Consider the following 16,483-nt stretch of genomic DNA (forward strand, 5'->3'; position numbering starts at 1 on the left):
CGTCGGAGGGGAGGGCGGGCGGCGTCTCCGCTTCGGCCTCGGCCGGTTCCGCCGCGGACTCGCCGCCCGGCGCCGCTCCGCCTTCCAACGCGCCGAGCATCGCCTCGAAGCCGGAGGCGCCGCCCGCGCGCGGATCCTCGCCCGCGGGCGCACGGCCGGCTTCGGCCTTCGGCCGCAGCGGGAGGAGAGTGTCGAGGGACGGCATCACGCGTCGATCGTCCGGGGTTCGGGAGCGGGGAGTCTCAAGGGATGCCTGTGGCGCCATCCATGGCGCGCTCGGCCCGAGCCAGGGCCTCCTGCGCCCGCAGGAGCGAGGCGGAATCCGGGATCGGCCGGCTCGCCGAGGGCGGCGGAGCGGGCCGGGCCTCGGCGACCGGGGACGGCGTGCGGATCTGCCGGGCGGTCGAGAGCGCGGCGTCGAGCAGCTCCGCATCGGAGGCCGCGAACTCGGCGCGGTCGAGGCCGCGCAGGGCCTCGTAGCCCTCCTCGAAGCGCCCGTCCGCCACGATCAGCGACGCGCCGCGATAGAGCCGCGCCTGCGCCGCCGGCTGCGAATCCGGCGCGGCGAGCCCCATCGCCCGCTCGGCGGCGAACAGGGCGGTCTCTCGGCGCCCCTGCTCGAGCCCGGCCCGCGACACGAGCAGGTAGAGGTCGCGACGGCTCTCCGGCTCGATCTCGTCGAGCATCCGCTCGAGGCTGGCGATGCGGGTGCGGTCGCTGTCGAAATCGAGGCGGGTCAGCGCCCCGGCGAAGCGCTGGCGGAAATTGCCGGCATAGACCGAGCGGCGGAAGCGGCGCAGGTACTGGATCGCCAGGGCCTCGAAGCGCCGCGCGTCGCCGCCCTGGGCGACCACGAAGATCTGGCGGCGCAGCGCGCCCTCTTCGACCAGGGTGCCGGGCGCGAGCAGCCGCGCGAGGTCCAGGAGTTCGAGCGACTTCGCGGGCGCCTCGCGCACCATCAGCGCCGATTGCGTCAGCGCGAGCTGGCCGGCGAGGCCGGACGGCATCGTGCGCGGATCGATGCCGGCGAGCTTGGCCCGCGCTTCCCGCTCCCGACCCTCAAGATAGGCGAGCGCCCCGAGCGCCAGGGACTGCTCCGCCTCCGGCGCCTTGCCGGATTTGAGCAGCGCCCGCAGGGCCGCCGGCCCGCCGCCCGCCAGCGCGAAGGTGACGGCGGCGCGCACGTTCTCGGCGTCCGTCCAGGCTTCGGGATCGAGCGCCATCAGCCGCTGCTCGATATGGCCGAGAAGCTGGCGCTGCGCGAGATGCGCCTGGGTCGAGCCGCGGGCGATGCGGTCCTGCAGCAGCTGAAGCGTGCGCGTCAGCTCGACGGGCAGGCCGCGCGCCTTCACCGGCAGCGGTTCGATCGGTTTCGCCGGAGCGCCGTGCCCGCCATGGCTGTCCGCGGGCGGCGCGTGACCGTCGCCGTGCTCGGCGGCACCGGCCGGAACGATGGCGAGGCCGAGGGCGAGCGCCGCTGCCGCGAGGGCGGCCGAGCGGTTGGACCGAGCCGGGGATGCCCGAAAGGAAATCATTCCGGCAGGCCCCGCAGCAGGATCTCGATGCGGCGGTTCTCGGCGGCCTTCGGATCGGCGGCGATGCGGGGCTGGCGGTCGGCGTAGCCCTCGATGCGCTCGATGCGCGCCTCGTCGAGGCCGCCGCGCACGAGCATGTAGGAGGCCATCTGCGCGCGCGCCGAGGATAGGCGCCAGTTGTCGTAGGTCTCCGAGCGGAACGGGCGTCCGTCGGTATGGCCGCGCACGACGACGCGGCCGGGGCGGCTGTTGAGGATCTTGGCGATGCGCTCCAGCGCCTTGACCACCTTCGGCGTCGGCTCGGCCGAGCCGATACCGAACATGCTGAAATTGATCTCGTCGGTGATGCTGATGAGCACGCCCTCGCCGGTGCGGCGCACCTCGACATGCGGCGCGGGCGCGGTGTTGGGCAGCGACGGCACGGCTCTCGCGATCTCGGCCTTCAGCGCCGAGAGGGCGGCGGTCTCGGCCGCCTTCGCCGCCTGATCGGCGGCGGCCGGCTCCTTCAGCGCCGGCGCATCCGCCCTGGCGACGCGCGTCGTCTCGGGCTGCGCCGGTCTGGCCTCGGGCGCCGCCGCCTCCGGGGCCGCCTCGGACGCGGGCTTCGCGGCGGGCATGTCCAGCGGCATCGGCTCGGCGGAGGCGAGCTTCACGCCGGCCTGGCGCATGGCCTCGCGCAGGCTCTGCCGGGCGATCTCCTTGGGGCCGTCCTTCTGCGGTTCCTTCGCCTTGACCGGAGCGCCGCTCTGAGCGCCGTTCTGGGCGCGCGCGTCGAGGCGCGCCTCGGCCGGGGCGGCGGCGACGGTGTCGAGGGCGCCGGGGTTGTCAGTGCGCTGGCGCGGCAGGGCGGCGACCTGCCAGTAGAGCGGGTCGAACGGGTCGCGCCCGGTCTCGCCGCCGGCCACGCCCGGCAGTCCGGCTTCGAGCGCGGCGGCGTCGGCGCTCGCCGCCTCCGGCCCGGCCTCGGCCTCCGCGGCGAGCTTGGCGAGCACGGCGTAGGGGTCCTGGAACAGGGCGGATTCGCGGGCGCGGCTCCCCGGCGCGCCGGCCGCGTCACCCTTCCCCTCAGCGCCCTTGCCCTCGGCGCTGCCGCCGTCGCCCTTGCCCTTCCCCGACGGGGCGGGATCGTTGGGCGCGTCCTGCGGGTCGTTCACGCCCTTGCGGTCGTGGGTGACCTCGGCGAGCTTCACCGGGTTGAAATACTCGGCGATGGTCTGCTTCTGCTCCTTGCTGGTGGAGTTGATCAGCCACATCACCAGGAACAGGGCCATCATCGCCGTCATGAAGTCGGCGAGCGCGATCTTCCAGGCACCGCCGTGATGGCCGTCCTCGTGGTCGCCGTGGCGCTTGATGATGATGATCTCGTGGGCGTGTTCCGACATCTCACGCCTCCGCGACCGCCGCAGCGATCAGGCGGCTCCAGGCCGCGAGTTCGGTTTCGATCACGGTCTCGCCCGCGCTCACGCACACCTCCGGCCCCGCATCCGCCTCGAAGGCGATGCCGGCCGAGAGGCCGCCGAGCCGGGCGGACAGGGACGCGATCAGGTCGTCCGGCCCGCGCACCCGCACGGCCGCCCGCTGCGGCTCGGCCAGGATGCGACGGAGGGCGGCGCCGAGTTCGTCGAGCGCCCGCCGCTGCAGCGCCTCGCCCAGGACGGGCGCGATCAGCCGCGCGACCCGGTCCGACAACGTGGCGTCGAGCGCCTGCATCGCCGCGGTGAAGCCCGCCGCAAGGGCCTCGCCCTGTGCCTCGGTCCAATCGCGGCGCGCCTGCGCCAACCCTTCCTCGAACAGGGCCTGCTGCGCCACGCGCTCGAGCGCGGCCTGCGCCAGCGCCGCCTCCAGTGCCTCCGCGTGGCCCTGCGCACGCCCGCGCGCCTCGGCGGCGGCGATCAGCGCCTCGCGGTCCTCCACCGGCCGTGCCGCCGCGGCGGCGCGGGGCAGGATCGGTTCGATCGCGTGCGCCGCCTCGGGCTCGACCATGGACGGCGCCGGGGTCGGCTCCGGGGTCGAAGCGGGGGCGCGGAACCACGTCCCCGAAAAATCCGGCTCGTCGGCGACCGGCGCGGGCGGCGGCGGCGCGGAAAAATCCGGCAGGTAGCGGGCGATCACCGCGTCCATCACGCCGGCTCCTCACGCATGAGCCAGCGCTTGAGGACGGCCGCGACCTGCTCCTCGTCGATGTCGATGAGCTGCTCCAGCCGCTTCTGCGGCGAGCGGGCCATCTTGTCCTCGAGCTCCTCCAGCAGGCCGGCGACGCCGGGCGCCGGCAGCTTGGCGGTCTCGGCCTGACCGACGGCGCCGGGAAGGGCCGCGCCGGGTGCAGCGAGCGCCGCCGTCCCCTCGGACGCCATGCCAGCGGCGAGTGCGGGCGCGCCCTCGGGTCCGGCGAGCGCGGCGGCCTCGATCTGGGCGGTCTCGGGCGTCGCGAGGATGGCGCGCAGCGCTGGGCGCAGGCCGAACCAGATCAGCAGGCCGGCCACGACGAGGATCGTCGCCGCGTTGATGAGCGTGCCGGACTGCTTCATCATCACGTCGGTGAGCGAGAGCGGCGGCACCGGCTCCAGCGGCTGGCCGTCGTTGACGAAGCCCACCGCCGCGACCTTGATCGTGTCGCCGCGCTCCTTGCTGAAGCCGGCCGCCGAGCCGACCAGCTCCTCGATCTCCGCGATCTGCTTATCGAGGCCGGCCTTCTCGTCGGGGCCGGCGAGCGCGGTCAGCCGCGAGCGGTTGACCAGCACCGCGACCGAGAGCCGGCGGATGGCGTAGCCGTCGCTCACCGTCTGGATCGTCTTCTGGGAGATCTCGTAGTTGGTGAGGTCTTCCTTCTTCGAGCTCTCGTTGCTCGACTGGTCGTTGCCGTCCGAGCGGGTGCGCTGGTCGGGCAGGTTCTCCTGCGCGCTGGTCGGGCGCTGGCTGTTGCGGTTCTGCGCGTTCTCGTTCTCGCGCACCGAGCGCACCGAGCGCTCGACGCGCTGGTCGGGGTTGTAGATCGTCTCGTTGGTCGACGTCTTGTCGGTGTTGAGCTGGGTCGCGACGCTGACCTCGAAATTGCCGACGCCGAGATAGGGCGCCAGCGTGCGGCGGATGTTGTCCTGCATCTCGCGGCTGACCGACTTCTCCAGCGTCGCCATCTTGCCGGTCGGCGCCGTGCCGGCGTCGTCGCCCGCGAGCAGCACCGTCCCCTCCGAGCCGATCACGGTGACGCGGTCGGGCTTCATGCCGGGGATCGCCGAGGCGACGAGCTGGCGGATCGCCTGCGCGCCGGACACGTCGTCGGCGGGCTCGGTGCGCACCACGACGGAGGCGGAGGCCGGCTGCTGGTCGCGGCGGAACGAGCCGCGGTCGGGCAGGACGAGGTGGACGCGGGCGGCGCGCACGCCCTTCATGCCCTGGATGGTGCGGGCGATCTCGCCCTCCAGCGCCCGCACGCGGGTCACCTCCTGCATGAAGGAGGTCATGCCAAGCGACCCGAGATCGTTGAACAGCTCGTAGCCGGATTTCGAGCTCTGCGGCAGGCCCTTCTCGGCGAGCAGCATCCGCGCCTGCGCGGTATGGCCGAACGAGACGAGGACGGCCGTGCCGTCGGACGACACGTCGAAGGGGATGCCGTTGTCCTTGAGCACGCCGCCGATGCGCGACACGTCCTCGCGCGACAGGCCGGTATAGAGCGTCTCCTGGGCCGGGCGGCTGAGATAATAGGCACCGACGCCGACGCCGAGAAACACGAGGAGGCCGACCAGCCCGAGGGCGATCAGCCGCCTCGCGCCGAGATCGACGATATTGCTCCACAATCTCTCGGCTTGCTCGCGACCGAACATCCCGGACCGATCCCGTTGGCGACCTGACACGCGTCGCCAGCCTGAATGAGGGCTCAGCCTTGCGCGGGGATTGCGGCGCGGCGCATCTTCGCGCGGTCTTCGAACGAGGGCCGTCGATGATCGGGGATGTTCCGGACGAAGCCTGGATGGCCCGGGCCCGGCCGCTCGGGCCGTTCCTGTGCGATGCCGCCTTCCGCATCGCCGACAGCCTCTATATCGGCCCCGACCATGGCATCGGTCCGGACGATTGGGAGCGGCTGCGGGTGCCCCTCGATCCGCCGGACCTTCCGTGCCGCCTCCCGCCTCTCGCGGCGGCGGCCGATCTGCCGGGCCATGAGCCGGCACTGATCGCCCATTACGAGAGGCTGGTCGCGGCCGCGCAACGGCACGGCAAACCCGCGGCCCTGGCGCATCCGTTCCCGTACTTCTCGGTGACGCCGCTCGTCCTGGAGGCCGACCGGCCGGTCATCTCCTTCCCCTGGACCGACGACGTGCCGCAGACGCGGGCGATCCTGACGTCACTCGCCGGCGCGGGCGCCGACGGCGTGGTCTGGGACGAGATCGACCAGAGCTGGTTCATGCGCGTCGTCGTCCGTGACGGGACGCTGTTCGTCGCCGAGGGCGATCCGGACGAGGGGCCGGACGTCGTGCTCCGCGTCGAGGCGAGGGCGGTCGCCGACCAGGCCGCGGCAGCCCTGGCGCGTCTGAGGACGCTGCACGCGCACCTGACCCGGGCGTTCGGGCGCGACCTCTGGTCCTACGGCGGCTGAGTGACCGATCCGGAGACCGGCGCCCTGGTCGGGCTGCTGACGCGCCGCGACCTGCTTCAGGTGCGGGCGTCCACGGTGCGGGCCGAGACCGAGCGGCGGGCCTACCGCGCCATGCTGCGCGTCAGAAGAACGACCGCACCAAGCCGCTGACCAGCAGGTTCCACCCGTCGATCAGGATGAAGAACAGCACCTTGAACGGCAGTGAGATCACAGTCGGCGGCAGCATCATCATGCCCATCGACATCACGATGGTGGAGACGATGATGTCGATGACGAGGAAGGGCAGCACGATCAGGAAGCCGATCTCGAAGCCCCGGCGCAGCTCCGAGATCATGAAGGCCGGGATCAGGATGCGCAGGTCGATCTTGTCCCCGGCTTCAGCCTTAGGAAAGTTGCGGCTGGCCAAGTCGGAGAATGTCTGAAGGTCCTTCGGGCGCACGTGCTGGGCCATGAACTCGCGGAACGGCTCGACGATCTTGCTGAACGCCTCCTCCTCGCCGATGCGGTTCTCCTGCAGCGGCTTCACGCCCTCGTTCCAGGCGCGGTCGAAGGTCGGCGCCATGACGTAGAAGGTCATGAACAGGGCAAGCGAGACGAGGAACAGGTTGGCCGGCGTGCTCTGCAGGCCGAGCCCGGAGCGCAGGAACGAGAAGGCGACGGCGAAGCGCGTGAAGCTCGTCACCATCACGAGTAGGCCCGGCGCCAGCGACAGCACGGTGAGCATCGCGACGAGCTGGATGATGCGCCCGGACGCGGCGCCGTTGCCCGGCGGCAGCAGCGCGTCGAGGCCGGGCACGCCGGTGACGCCGCCCTGCGCCAGGGCGGCGGTGGCGGAAAGCCCCAGGACCGCCGCTGCCAGAGTCAGGCGCCGGATCATCCGCCCGCTCATTGGACCACCAGCGATTCGACGATGAGCTCGCGCACCGCGCCCTTGGTGCGGATCGCGACGCGCTCGTTGAGATCCTCGCGCAGGTGCTGCAGCCCGCTCGCGCCCTCGATCTGCGCCATGGAGAGCGTGCGCAGATAGGCGAGCGCGTCGGCGCGGATCTCGGCGAGGGTCACGTCGGGGTTCGGCAGGGACCCTGTCTTGAACACCACCGAGGATTCGATCCGCACCCAGGAATCGGTCGGCTCGGCGAGGTTGGCCACCACGGAGCCGACGCTGCGCAGGCTCAGGTCGCCGGTGTAGTTGAGCACCTTCACCGCCTTGTCGGCTTCCTCGCGCTTCTTGAGGTCGACCGACTTCTCGACGCTGCCGAGAAGGTAGACGCCGAGCCCGCCCCCGGTCCCGACGGCAACGAGGGTGACGAGGGCGAGCGCCCCGATCCAGCCCTTGCCGCCCTTCTTGGTATCCTTGGCGTCCGCCATGTTCGCCCCCGTCAGAACGGCGCCACGGTCTCGAAGACCTGCTGGCCCAGCGTGGGGTTCTGCACGTCGGTGAGGCGCCCGCGGCCGCCGTAGGAGATGCGGGCCTCGGCGATCTTGTCGTAGTCGATGGTGTTCTTGCGCGAGATGTCGCGCGGGCGGACGATGCCGGCGACGTTGAGCACGCGCACCTCGTTGTTGACCCGCACCTCCTGCGAGCCCGAGATCACCACGTTGCCGTTGGGCAGCACCTCGGTGACGACCGCCGCGACCGAGAGGCTGAGCGATTCCTTGCGGTCGATCGAGCCCTGGCCCTTGGTCTCGGTGCCGGAGCGGATTCCGGTATCGGCGGTGGCCGAATCCTTCAGCCCCGAGACGCCGTAGCCGAAATCGAAGCCGAGGAAGCTCTTCTGGCTGCGCTCGCGCTCGGTGGCGTTGTCGAACTGCGCCTTGTCGTTGATGGCGATGCTCACCGTGATGACGTCGCCGACGTCGCGGGCACGCGGATCCTGGTAGAGCGCGGCGCTCGCCGGGCTCCAGGTCGAGTGGTAGCTGTGGCGCGCACCCAGGGCGCCGAAGCTGGTCGGCAGCGGCTCGCGCGGCGCGTTGAGGCCGGTGCCGATCGGCGTCAGCACGGGCGGGCGGCCGAGGCGGTCGAGGTCGCTCTGGCAGGCGCCGAGCGAGAGGGCGAGCAGGGCCGCCGCGGCGGTGGGAGCAGTGCGCATCACGACCTCTGGTTCTTCTTCGGCGCCGGCGCGGTCGCGTCCTTGCGGCCGGATTCGGACATGGCGCGGGCAAGCCCGGCGGCGCGGGCCGCCTCCATCTCGGAGAGGATGGCGCTGGCGGTTCGGGCGTTGAGCTTGGTCAGCAGGGCCGCCGCCGCCTCGTCGGGCATGTTGGCGAGCTGGAGCGCCGCCGCGTCGGGGCGCATCTTGGCGTAGACCGCGACCACGCTCTCGTCGGCCTTGGCCAGGAACTCGTTGCGGCGCTTGAGCCACGCCTCGTACTCGGCCCGCTTCTCTTCGAGGAGCTTGATGCGCTCTTCGACCTGCCGCTCCATCGCCGCGAGCTGCTCCTTCTGCCAGGCGAAGCGGGCATCCGCCGCGGCGTCGGCGATGTTGGCGCAGTAGCCGGTCTTGGCCGGCTCCTTGGCGACGTAATCCTGGGCGGAGACGTCCTTCGGGGCGTCGCGGACGGCGAGCGCCCGCATCGCCGCGTCCTTGGCCGGGTCGGCATGCTCACCGCCGGCCGCGAGGGCGCCGCCGGTGAGGGCGAGCCAGCACAGGCTGATGCGCAGCGTTGCTCCCATCACTGCACCACGAGCTCGGCCTGGAGGGCGCCGGCGGTCTTCACCGCCTGCAGGATCGCGATGATGTCGGTGGGCTTCAGCCCGACCTGGTTGAGGCCGCGCACCAGCGTCTGCAGGTCGGAGCCGCCGAGGATGGCGAGCTTGCCGCGCTCCTCCCGCGCGCTCACCTCGGTGCGCGGCACCACGACGGTCTGGCCGTTGGAGAACGGCTCGGGCTGCGACACCTCCGGCGCCTCGGTGACGCGCACCGTGAGGTTGCCGTGGGTCACGGCGACCGTGGAGATCGTCACGTTGCGCCCGATCACCACCGTGCCGGTGCGCTGGTCGACGACGACGCGGGCCGGGGTGTCGGGCTGGATCGTCAGGTCGCCGATCTGCGCCACGAGCCGGGTCTGAGCCATCTGGCGCGAGCGCATCACCACCACGGCGCGCTGGTCGCGGGCGCTGGCGATGCGCCGGCCGAAGGCGCCGAGCGACCACGCGTTGATCGCATCCGAGATCTGGGTTGCGGTCTTGAAGTCGGGGTTCTTCAGCTCGAACACGAGTTCGGGCAGGTCGCGGAAGGTGCCGGGCACCTCGCGCTCGATCAGGGCGCCGTTGGGGATGCGGCCGGCCGTCGGCACGCCCTGCGTCAGCTGCTCCGCCTGCCCTTGCACCGAGAAGCCGGAGACCGCGAGCGGCCCCTGCGCCGCCGCGTAGACGAGGCCGTCGCCGCCGGTCAGCGGCGTCATCAGCAGCGTGCCGCCGCGCAGCGAGGTGGCGTCGCCCATCGAGGTCACGGTGACGTCGATGCGCGAGCCGGTGCCGGTATAGGGCGGCAGGTCGGCGGTCACCATCACGGCGGCGATGTTGCGGGTGCGCAGGCGCGCGTCGCGCACGTTGATGCCGAGCCGGTCGAGCAGCGATTGCAGCGACTGCTCGGTAAACTGCGCGTTGCGCAGGGTGTCGCCGGTCCCCTGAAGGCCGGTGACGAGGCCGTAGCCGAAGATCTGGTTGTCGCGCACGCCCTTCAGCGTGGCGATGTCCTTGATGCGGGTGCCCGCCGCGAAGACCGGCCCGGTCATGACGGCGAAGCCGAGGCCGGTGAGCAGGCCGAGCAGGACGGCGAGGATCAGGCGGCGATGCATCGCCATCTGCCCGCGCGACGGCGCGGCGAGGGAGGCGCCACGGCGGGTCATTGCGCGCCGATCCGGATGCGGCCGTCGGCCATCACCGTGCCGAGGATGATGCGGTTGGTGTCGGTGTTGCGCACGCGGATCGTCTCGCCGAGGCCGCCGTTCTGGAGCGGCGCCCCGATGGCGGTGATGACGAGGCCGTTCTCCTCGAAGACCATCTGCGTCGGCGCGCCCCGGCTGACGAGGCGGGGATCGTCTACGGCGTTGACCGGCACCGGCTCGCCCGGCAGCAGCATCCGCCGCGCGGTGCGGCCGGCGATCGCGGCGGAGGCGTCGATGACGGCCGTGCGCGCCCGGTAGGTCGCGGGATAGGCCTGCATCCGCAGCATCGAGTCCTTGATCGTGTCGCCGGGATAGATCGTGACGGTCGGCACCGGCAGCATGAGCTCGGCATTCGCCATCCCCTCGGCGGCGCGCGCCGGGACCGCGGCGTGGAAGGCCGGGCCGGCGGCGAGGGCGGCGAGCACGAGGCCGCGGACGAAAGTCTTGCGGGGCATGGAGGATCGCGCCGAAGGAGGAGGGGAAGACGCGGCCGGCGTCACCGGATGCCCTTGGAGACCGTTCCGGCCATCTCGTCGGCCGCCTGGATCACCTTCGAGTTCATCTCGAAGGCGCGCTGGGCGGTGATCAGGCTGGTGATCTCCTTGACCGGATCGACGTTCGACCCTTCGAGATAGCCCTGCTGCAGCCGGCCGTAGCTCACGTCGCCGGGATTGCCGACGACCGGCGCGCCCGAGGCCGGGGTCTCGCGGTAGAGGCCGTTGCCGAGCGGCTCGAGGCCCGATTCGTTGGCGAAGTTGGCGAGCGTGAGCTGGCCGATATTCTGCAGCGCCACCTGCCCGTCGATCTTGGCGAAGACCTGACCCGACTCGTTGATCGTCACCTGGGTCGTGTTCTGCGGGATGAGGATCGCCGGATCGACGGCGTAGCCTTCCATCGTCACGAGCTGGCCGGCGTTGTTCTTGTTGAACGAGCCGGCGCGGGTGTAGTTGATCTCGCCCGCGGGGCTGGTGATCTGGAAGTAGCCGCGCCCGTTCACCGCCAGATCGAGCTGGTTGCCGGTGTTGGCGAGCGATCCCTGCCGGTGCAGGTTGCGGATCGCGGCCGCCCGCACGCCGAGGCCCAGCATCGCGCCCTCCGGCACCGCCTCCTGGCCCGCCTGGTTCGGGACGCCCTGCTGCCGCTCGGCCTGATAGAGCAGGTCGGTGAACTCGGCCCGCGCGCCCTTGAACCCGGTGGTGTTCAGGTTGGCGATGTTGTTGGCGATGACTTCGAGGTTGAGCTGCTGGGCGGACATGCCCGTGGCGGCGATGGCGAGCGCGCGCATGGCGAGGGATCCTTAAACGGGGCCGATCAGATCGGCATGCGGCTGAGTTCGAGGTAGGCGGCGACGACCTTGTCGCGGATCGCCACCACGGTCTGGAGGCTCTGCTCGGCGGACATCACCGCCTCGACCACCTGCTGGGCGGTGGCCTTGCCCTGGATGCCGGAGATCGCCGTCGCCTCGCCGGTGCGGATCGCGTCGCGGGCGCTTGCTGCGACCTGTGCCATCACGTCGCCGAAATCGGTGGGCGCCGTCGCGGCGGGCCCGGCGATCCCGGACACGGCGGCCGGCGAGAACGCGGCCTTCTGGGCCGGCGCGGTCTCGGCGAAGGAGGTTCCGGCGATCTTGTCGAAGGCCGAGAGAGAGGAGAGAGCTTCGATCATCGCGGACGGTCTCAGGACTTCAGGAGATCGATGACGCTGGCGACCATGGCCCGGGCCTGCTTGATGACCTGGAGGTTCGCCTCGTAGGAGCGGTTGGCCTCGCGCATGTCGGCCATCTCGACGAGCATGTTCACGTTGGGCAGCTTGACGTTGCCGCTCTCGTCCGCCGCCGGGTTGGCCGGGTCGTGCTCGGTGCGGAACGGGGCGGTGTCGGTGCCGATCTCGCGCAGGCGCACCGAGGCGACGCCCGCCGCCCGGTCGAGTTCGGCCCGGAACGTCACCGTCTTGCGGGCATAGGGATCCGCGCCCGGCGTCGCGCCCGTCGATTGCGCGTTGGCGAGGTTTTCGGAGACGACCCGCATGCGCAGCGACTGCGCTTCGAGGCCGGCGCTCGCGAGCCGCGAGGCGGAGAGCAGGGGATCGATCACGACCCGCTCCTGACCGCGGCCATCAGCATGCGGTGGAACGACTTCACCACCGCCGTATCGAGGTTGTGCTGCCGGGAGACGTCGCCGGCCTTGAGCATCTCCTGCTCCAGGCTGACCGCGCTCGACGATTCGAGCACCTCCCAGGTCTCCGACGGCTTCGCCTCGCGAACGGGGATGCGGTTGCCCGGCGCGTCCAGGTGGGTCCGGGCCGTCGAGGACATGTCGAGGCCGGTCTTGGCCAAGACCTGGGCGAACGGCATCACGTCCCGCGCCTTGTAGCCGGGGGTGTTCGCGTTCGCGACGTTTCCGGCGATGGTGGCCTGCCGCGTCGCGAGGTAGCGCGCGTGCTGCGAGGCGAGATCGAACAGGTAGACGCCCGTCGTCATGGTCACGCCCCCATCCCAAGGGCCTTCGGAGAAATGCCGGACGCGGGTGCACTCCGAGGGTGAGCTCCGCGTCGGATGGGAGGTTTAGGTAGGCAATCTTGCACGAGGCTGGCTCGCGCCTTGACAGGGGCGGCCCTCGCGGTAGCGCCTGTGGGTGATGGACCAGATCGACGAGCGGGCCGGCGCGGCGGCCTCCGACGCAGAGCGCGGCGGCGAGGGCGCGGCCCCGCTCCGGCCGGCCTCGGCCCGCTATGCCGGGGGCGCCGGGCCGGGCGGACGCGAGGGGCTGCACCGGATCGCGCCCAACAACCGCTTCGCGCGGGTGGGTTTCGGTTTTTCCGATCTCGCCCCCGGCCGCTGGGCCTGCCTGCAATTCGGCCTCGCCTTCGAGGAGGGCGAGGAGGCGGCCCTGGCCGTCGATGCCGCCGCGGCCGGCTTCGACTTCCTGGCGGCGGACGGCTCCAGCCTCGATCTCGACCACGTGCCGGGTCTCGCCCGCAGCCTGCTCGATCCGCAGGTCGCCTGGATTCCGGGGCCGGCGCTCCTCGGTGCGGATCCGTTCCGCATTGCCTTCCGCGTGCCCGATCAGGCGAGCGGCGTCGTCGTCACCCTGCGCTCCTGGCGCAACACGGGCGCCGTCACCGTGGCCGATCCGGTTCTGCGCCTCGGCGCGCCCGATCATGGGCCGGGGCCGCGTCGGCGCCCGCTCGGCGGAGAGGGGTTGCGATTCGGCTACGCGCTCGCCGAGGAGATCGCCCTGGTACTGCGCGGCCAGATCTACGCCGCGCGGGCCGACGAGCATGCCGCGCGGGTGCGGCTCGTCTACCGCGACCGGACGGGAGCGGAGATCGCGCCGCCCTACGCCAACGCGGTCTCCGTGCCGGGGCTCGGCGCGGTCATCAACCTCGCCGCACGACCGCAGGCCCGCCGCTTCACGCTGACGCTGCGCCCGCCGCCCGGCGCGGCCTCCGTGGAACTGGATTTCAGCGTCTGGGAGGATGCGGAGGATCCGCCGGAGGCCGAGCTGATCGGCCTGCCGGAACTCGCGCTCGAAGACGCGTTCCGGCTCGAGAGCCTGTGCGACGACGACCTCCTCGACGCGCCGGCCTTTCTCACCCGCCTCGCCGACCGGCTCGGCCTGCCCGGCGGCGTGCCCGGCTCATGGATCGCGAGATCCAGTGCGGGGGCCGCGCCGATCCTCGCTCGAGCCCGCGCGTTGCGGGAAGGCCCGGACCGAAGCGCGCGCATCGAGGGCGACAACGTGGTCCTGAGCCTTGCCGGCCTGCCCGACTGGACCTTGCCCGCGGCGCCGGACTGGCGCGAGGATCCGTTCCGCTCGGTGGCGTGGCGCCTCGCCTACCAGTCGCTGGCCTGGCTCCTACCGCTCGCCGCACTCCCCGGCACGGCGATGCGCGCTCAGAGCATTGCTGCCTCCTGGTCGCGGGCCAATCCCTGGGGCCAGCCGGCGGACGGCCTGAGCCTGCACCCGGCGGCCCTGGCTCCCCGCTCCGACGTGTTCGCGAGCCTGGTTGCGGACGGCGACGAGCCCGCCCGCGTCGAGATCGCCGCGGAAGCCGCGCGGCACGGCTTCGCGCTGGCCGAGATCGTCGGTCAGAACACCCTGGCTCGCGCCCTGCACGGCATCCAGGCAGCGGCCGCACTCCTCGCCCTGGCACGCGCGCTGCCCGACTTCGCCTTCGCTCCGCACTGGGATTCGCTCGCCCGCGACAGCCTCGCCCACGGCTTCGACGCGCTCCTGCCCGAGGGCGGCGATTTCGCCGAAGCCGCGCCGGTGCGGCGCCTCGACCTTGTGAGCCACGGGCAGGCCATCGCCGCGGCCCTCGGCGAGAGCGAGCCCGGCCCGACGATCCGCCGCCGCGTCGAGGCCGCGCTGCCGGGGCTCGCCGGCCTGCTCGATCCGGGCGGGCGGCTGCCGCCCTTCGGCGACGCGCCGGCCGGCCTCGACCATGCCGGCTGGATCGCCCGGCTGTCGGCCCGGGACCGCAATCTCGTGGCCGAGCGGGACGCGGCACCCGTTCCGGACGGCCGCACCGCCGGCCTGGTCGCCCTGCGCCACGACGGGATGGAGCGCGGCTGGGGTCATTTCGCCCTCACCTATGCCGCGCAGTCACCGCACGGGCATCGCGACTGCACCTCCTTCACCTTCGCCACCGGCTCGCGGCGCTGGATCGTGGAGGGGGGCGGGGCCGAGGGCGTCGAGGTCGGGCCGGCGCGTCACCACCTGCTCTCGCCCCGCGCCCACAACGTCGCGATCGCGGACGGAGTCGAGCCGATGGCCGGTTCGGGCCTGCTCACCGCGCGCGTGGCGCTCGACGGCGCCGAGGCGCTGCGGCTCGCCACCACGGTGCACGGTCCCGATCACGACCATGTCCGCCTGTTCCTCGTGCTCGACGACCTGAGCGGGATGGCGGTGATCGACCGGTTCCGACGGCCGGGGGGCGCCCTCGCGTTCGAGGGGCGGCTGCATCTTCCCCCCGAAGCGCTGGTCGCCCTCTCGGGGCCGCGCCGGGCGCTGGCGCAGCAGGACGGCCGGCGGCTGGATGTCGTCGCGGTGCCGTTGAGAGGGCAGGCGGCCGGGATGGACGCCGCCATCGGCCGCAACGACCGGCCGCACGCGATGCAGGGGTTTTCCGCGACGGGTGCCGGGGGGCTGAGGCCGACGCCGGTGCTGCGCTACGCCTTCACCGGCCGCGACACGGTCTGCGGCGGCGTCGTCCTCGCCGCGGATGCGGAGGCGGAGCAGCGGCTTTTACGGCTGCTCGCCGATGAGGAGGTGCGCCGGTTGGTAGAGGCGTAAGTGGCCCGCCACGTTCGGGCGACGAGAGGATGATCCGGCGCGAGGACGCCGTCAGCCAGCACCCCAGCAATCAGAGCGCCTTTGAACGAATAGCATAAAGTGCTATTTTAATACGTCGTGAGGGTTGAGCGATGGCATCGAGCTACACGTTGGGCGAACATTACGAGCGCTTCGTGAAGGGGCTCGTCGCGAGTGGTCGCTACGCCTCCGCCAGCGAGGTCGTGCGCGACGGCTTGCGGATGATGGAAGAGCGCGAGCAAACCCGAGCTGCCAAGCTGGAAGCCCTGCGGCGCGACATACAGGACGGAATCGACAGCGGTCCGGCCGAACCGCTCGACATGGCTGCGATCAAGGCGGAGGCGCGTGCCCGGCGACGGACGAGAAACGAAGACGCCACACGTGGGTGACATCGTTCGCCGACCCCGCGCCCGCCAGGATCTCCTCGACCTCTGGGACTATATCGCCGACGAGAATGAGACCGCCGCCGACGGCGTCCTCGATCGGGTCGAAAGCGTCTTGGAAATGCTGGCCGACAACCCCGAGGCGGGGCGTCTCGGAGCGGAACTGTTCGAAAACCTGCGGAGCTTCCCCGTGGGAAGCTCCGTGCTGTTCTACTTCCCGAAACAACACGGGATCGAGTTGGTGCGCGTTCTCAGCGGGTATCGCGACATCGGGCGCGACGATTTTGAAGCTTGAGCGAGCCTCAGAACCCCGCGCTGATCACGGCCACGGCCCGGTCGATCGACAGGTAGAACACGCCGAAGGCCACCATCGCCGCGGCGGCGAATTCCAGCGTCTGGTTCGACAGGGTCTGGAAGCGGCGCATGGTCTCGCGACCGAAATAGGCCGACGCCCAGGCGAGCGTCAGGACGGCCGGCATCACGAACAGGTAGGAGAGCGTGCTCTCGATCCGCACCGGGCCGGTCGGGTCGATCAGCGCGCGGATGTTGCGCACCCACGGCGCCGAGGCGGCCGCGTAGAGCGTCGTCAGCCACGCGAGGCCGACCGCCACGCCGAGGTGGAAGGTGAACAGGCGATGCAGGCGCGAGAAGTCGTCGCGCGCGTCGTCGAGCGTCATCCGGCAAGCCCCCAATGATACCGGCCGCTGATTCTTGTCCGATCCGGCCATGGACCGAGGGATGGGGGGCAAGGTGGGGTTTTTTGTGACG

At 71.8% G+C, this 16,483-nt stretch carries 20 protein-coding genes and 1 pseudogene; 5 read left to right on the forward strand and 16 right to left on the reverse strand.

Annotated features, from left to right (window positions below; all coding sequences use genetic code 11):
* From ABS772_RS09375 to fliF, 5 genes and pseudogenes are all read right to left on the reverse strand, one after another.
* Positions 1-205: pseudogene (locus ABS772_RS09375) on the reverse strand (flagellar hook-length control protein FliK); the annotation flags it as partial.
* A 37-nt stretch (positions 206-242) separates the two neighbouring features.
* A complete protein-coding gene (locus ABS772_RS09380; protein WP_350393978.1) occupies positions 243-1,535 on the reverse strand; it encodes a chemotaxis protein in 1,293 nt (430 codons plus the stop codon).
* Entirely contained in the window at positions 1,532-2,917 is a 1,386-nt protein-coding gene (locus ABS772_RS09385; RefSeq protein ID WP_350393979.1) for a MotB family protein, read from the reverse strand. Before ABS772_RS09385 ends, ABS772_RS09380 begins: the two co-directional genes overlap by 4 nt.
* Position 2,918: 1 nt before the next feature.
* A complete protein-coding gene (locus ABS772_RS09390; RefSeq protein ID WP_350393981.1) occupies positions 2,919-3,656 on the reverse strand; it encodes a hypothetical protein in 738 nt (245 codons plus the stop codon).
* A complete protein-coding gene (gene fliF, locus ABS772_RS09395; RefSeq protein ID WP_350393982.1) occupies positions 3,656-5,356 on the reverse strand; it encodes a flagellar basal-body MS-ring/collar protein FliF in 1,701 nt (566 codons plus the stop codon). Before fliF ends, ABS772_RS09390 begins: the two co-directional genes overlap by 1 nt.
* A 116-nt stretch (positions 5,357-5,472) precedes the next feature.
* Here fliF and ABS772_RS09400 point away from each other — a divergent pair, with 116 nt between their 5' ends.
* Positions 5,473-6,126 (forward strand): hypothetical protein, encoded by a 654-nt coding sequence (locus ABS772_RS09400; RefSeq protein WP_350393983.1) that lies wholly within the window; start codon positions 5,473-5,475, stop codon positions 6,124-6,126.
* Positions 6,127-6,276 carry a hypothetical protein gene (locus tag ABS772_RS09405; protein WP_407942978.1) on the forward strand — a complete coding sequence of 50 codons (150 nt, stop codon included), beginning with the start codon at positions 6,127-6,129 and terminating at the stop codon, positions 6,274-6,276.
* On the opposite strand, the gene fliP is transcribed toward ABS772_RS09405, so the two are convergent.
* From fliP to flgB, 10 genes are read right to left on the reverse strand one after another with little or no spacing between them, the layout of a single operon-like run.
* Complete coding sequence (fliP, locus tag ABS772_RS09410; protein WP_350393985.1) at positions 6,248-7,003, reverse strand: flagellar type III secretion system pore protein FliP; 756 nt, start codon at positions 7,001-7,003, stop codon at positions 6,248-6,250. The two genes, ABS772_RS09405 and fliP, sit on opposite strands and share 29 nt — an antisense overlap.
* Before the next feature lie 8 nt (positions 7,004-7,011).
* Entirely contained in the window at positions 7,012-7,494 is a 483-nt protein-coding gene (locus tag ABS772_RS09415; RefSeq protein ID WP_350393987.1) for a flagellar basal body-associated FliL family protein, read from the reverse strand.
* Between the two features lie 11 nt (positions 7,495-7,505).
* Entirely contained in the window at positions 7,506-8,216 is a 711-nt protein-coding gene (flgH, locus tag ABS772_RS09420) for a flagellar basal body L-ring protein FlgH (protein ID WP_350393988.1), read from the reverse strand.
* Positions 8,216-8,800 carry a MotE family protein gene (locus ABS772_RS09425; protein ID WP_350393990.1) on the reverse strand — a complete coding sequence of 195 codons (585 nt, stop codon included), beginning with the start codon at positions 8,798-8,800 and terminating at the stop codon, positions 8,216-8,218. Before ABS772_RS09425 ends, flgH begins: the two co-directional genes overlap by 1 nt.
* The gene (flgI, locus tag ABS772_RS09430; protein WP_238256477.1) at positions 8,800-9,927 is read right to left on the reverse strand and encodes a flagellar basal body P-ring protein FlgI; all 1,128 of its coding nucleotides are present in this window, start codon (positions 9,925-9,927) and stop codon (positions 8,800-8,802) included. The genes ABS772_RS09425 and flgI overlap by 1 nt, the downstream gene beginning before the upstream one ends.
* 47 nt (positions 9,928-9,974) lie before the next feature.
* Positions 9,975-10,472 carry a flagellar basal body P-ring formation chaperone FlgA gene (gene flgA, locus ABS772_RS09435; RefSeq protein ID WP_350393992.1) on the reverse strand — a complete coding sequence of 166 codons (498 nt, stop codon included), beginning with the start codon at positions 10,470-10,472 and terminating at the stop codon, positions 9,975-9,977.
* A 41-nt stretch (positions 10,473-10,513) separates the two neighbouring features.
* Positions 10,514-11,302, reverse strand: a complete 789-nt coding sequence (gene flgG / locus ABS772_RS09440) for a flagellar basal-body rod protein FlgG (RefSeq protein ID WP_238256476.1) — start codon at positions 11,300-11,302, stop codon at positions 10,514-10,516.
* Positions 11,303-11,328: 26 nt separating this feature from the next.
* Positions 11,329-11,682 (reverse strand): flagellar hook-basal body complex protein FliE, encoded by a 354-nt coding sequence (locus ABS772_RS09445; protein WP_350393994.1) that lies wholly within the window; start codon positions 11,680-11,682, stop codon positions 11,329-11,331.
* Between the two features lie 11 nt (positions 11,683-11,693).
* Positions 11,694-12,110: a flagellar basal body rod protein FlgC gene (gene flgC, locus ABS772_RS09450; protein WP_350393995.1), complete on the reverse strand. Its 417-nt coding sequence runs from the start codon at positions 12,108-12,110 to the stop codon at positions 11,694-11,696.
* On the reverse strand, positions 12,107-12,496 hold the full coding sequence (gene flgB / locus ABS772_RS09455) for a flagellar basal body rod protein FlgB (protein WP_238258813.1): 390 nt from the start codon (positions 12,494-12,496) through the stop codon (positions 12,107-12,109). The genes flgC and flgB overlap by 4 nt, the downstream gene beginning before the upstream one ends.
* 157 nt (positions 12,497-12,653) lie before the next feature.
* Between flgB and ABS772_RS09460 the strand changes: the two genes are divergently transcribed.
* The 3 genes from ABS772_RS09460 (at position 12,654) to ABS772_RS09470 (ending at position 16,010) form a co-directional block, all read left to right on the forward strand.
* Positions 12,654-15,314, forward strand: coding sequence for a heparinase II/III domain-containing protein (locus ABS772_RS09460; RefSeq protein WP_350393997.1), 2,661 nt, complete (start codon positions 12,654-12,656; stop codon positions 15,312-15,314).
* Positions 15,315-15,445: 131 nt separating this feature from the next.
* On the forward strand, positions 15,446-15,721 hold the full coding sequence (locus ABS772_RS09465) for a type II toxin-antitoxin system ParD family antitoxin (protein ID WP_350393998.1): 276 nt from the start codon (positions 15,446-15,448) through the stop codon (positions 15,719-15,721).
* The gene (locus tag ABS772_RS09470) at positions 15,678-16,010 is read left to right on the forward strand and encodes a type II toxin-antitoxin system RelE/ParE family toxin (protein WP_350393999.1); all 333 of its coding nucleotides are present in this window, start codon (positions 15,678-15,680) and stop codon (positions 16,008-16,010) included. Before ABS772_RS09465 ends, ABS772_RS09470 begins: the two co-directional genes overlap by 44 nt.
* A 7-nt stretch (positions 16,011-16,017) precedes the next feature.
* On the opposite strand, the gene ABS772_RS09475 is transcribed toward ABS772_RS09470, so the two are convergent.
* A complete protein-coding gene (locus tag ABS772_RS09475; protein WP_350394000.1) occupies positions 16,018-16,392 on the reverse strand; it encodes a hypothetical protein in 375 nt (124 codons plus the stop codon).
* Positions 16,393-16,483: the final 91 nt, after the last annotated feature.

The sequence above is a fragment of the Methylorubrum podarium genome (assembly GCF_040270385.1).
GTDB classification, from domain to species: Bacteria; Pseudomonadota; Alphaproteobacteria; order Rhizobiales; family Beijerinckiaceae; genus Methylobacterium; species Methylobacterium podarium.

Excerpts from the sequence above, each read along its gene's own strand:
- flgG (WP_238256476.1), bottom strand. The coding sequence starts at position 11,302 with ATGCGCGCGCTCGCCATCGCCGCCACGGGCATGTCCGCCCAGCAGCTC.
- ABS772_RS09425 (WP_350393990.1), bottom strand. The coding sequence starts at position 8,800 with ATGGGAGCAACGCTGCGCATCAGCCTGTGCTGGCTCGCCCTCACCGGC.
- ABS772_RS09385 (WP_350393979.1), bottom strand. The coding sequence starts at position 2,917 with ATGTCGGAACACGCCCACGAGATCATCATCATCAAGCGCCACGGCGAC.
- ABS772_RS09465 (WP_350393998.1), top strand. The coding sequence starts at position 15,446 with ATGGCATCGAGCTACACGTTGGGCGAACATTACGAGCGCTTCGTGAAG.
- ABS772_RS09460 (WP_350393997.1), top strand. The coding sequence starts at position 12,654 with ATGGACCAGATCGACGAGCGGGCCGGCGCGGCGGCCTCCGACGCAGAG.
- fliP (WP_350393985.1), bottom strand. The coding sequence starts at position 7,003 with ATGATCCGGCGCCTGACTCTGGCAGCGGCGGTCCTGGGGCTTTCCGCC.
- flgI (WP_238256477.1), bottom strand. The coding sequence starts at position 9,927 with ATGCATCGCCGCCTGATCCTCGCCGTCCTGCTCGGCCTGCTCACCGGC.
- ABS772_RS09400 (WP_350393983.1), top strand. The coding sequence starts at position 5,473 with ATGATCGGGGATGTTCCGGACGAAGCCTGGATGGCCCGGGCCCGGCCG.
- ABS772_RS09445 (WP_350393994.1), bottom strand. The coding sequence starts at position 11,682 with ATGATCGAAGCTCTCTCCTCTCTCTCGGCCTTCGACAAGATCGCCGGA.
- ABS772_RS09380 (WP_350393978.1), bottom strand. The coding sequence starts at position 1,535 with ATGATTTCCTTTCGGGCATCCCCGGCTCGGTCCAACCGCTCGGCCGCC.
- ABS772_RS09415 (WP_350393987.1), bottom strand. The coding sequence starts at position 7,494 with ATGGCGGACGCCAAGGATACCAAGAAGGGCGGCAAGGGCTGGATCGGG.
- fliF (WP_350393982.1), bottom strand. The coding sequence starts at position 5,356 with ATGTTCGGTCGCGAGCAAGCCGAGAGATTGTGGAGCAATATCGTCGAT.
- flgH (WP_350393988.1), bottom strand. The coding sequence starts at position 8,216 with ATGCGCACTGCTCCCACCGCCGCGGCGGCCCTGCTCGCCCTCTCGCTC.
- ABS772_RS09475 (WP_350394000.1), bottom strand. The coding sequence starts at position 16,392 with ATGACGCTCGACGACGCGCGCGACGACTTCTCGCGCCTGCATCGCCTG.
- flgA (WP_350393992.1), bottom strand. The coding sequence starts at position 10,472 with ATGCCCCGCAAGACTTTCGTCCGCGGCCTCGTGCTCGCCGCCCTCGCC.
- ABS772_RS09390 (WP_350393981.1), bottom strand. The coding sequence starts at position 3,656 with ATGGACGCGGTGATCGCCCGCTACCTGCCGGATTTTTCCGCGCCGCCG.
- flgB (WP_238258813.1), bottom strand. The coding sequence starts at position 12,496 with ATGACGACGGGCGTCTACCTGTTCGATCTCGCCTCGCAGCACGCGCGC.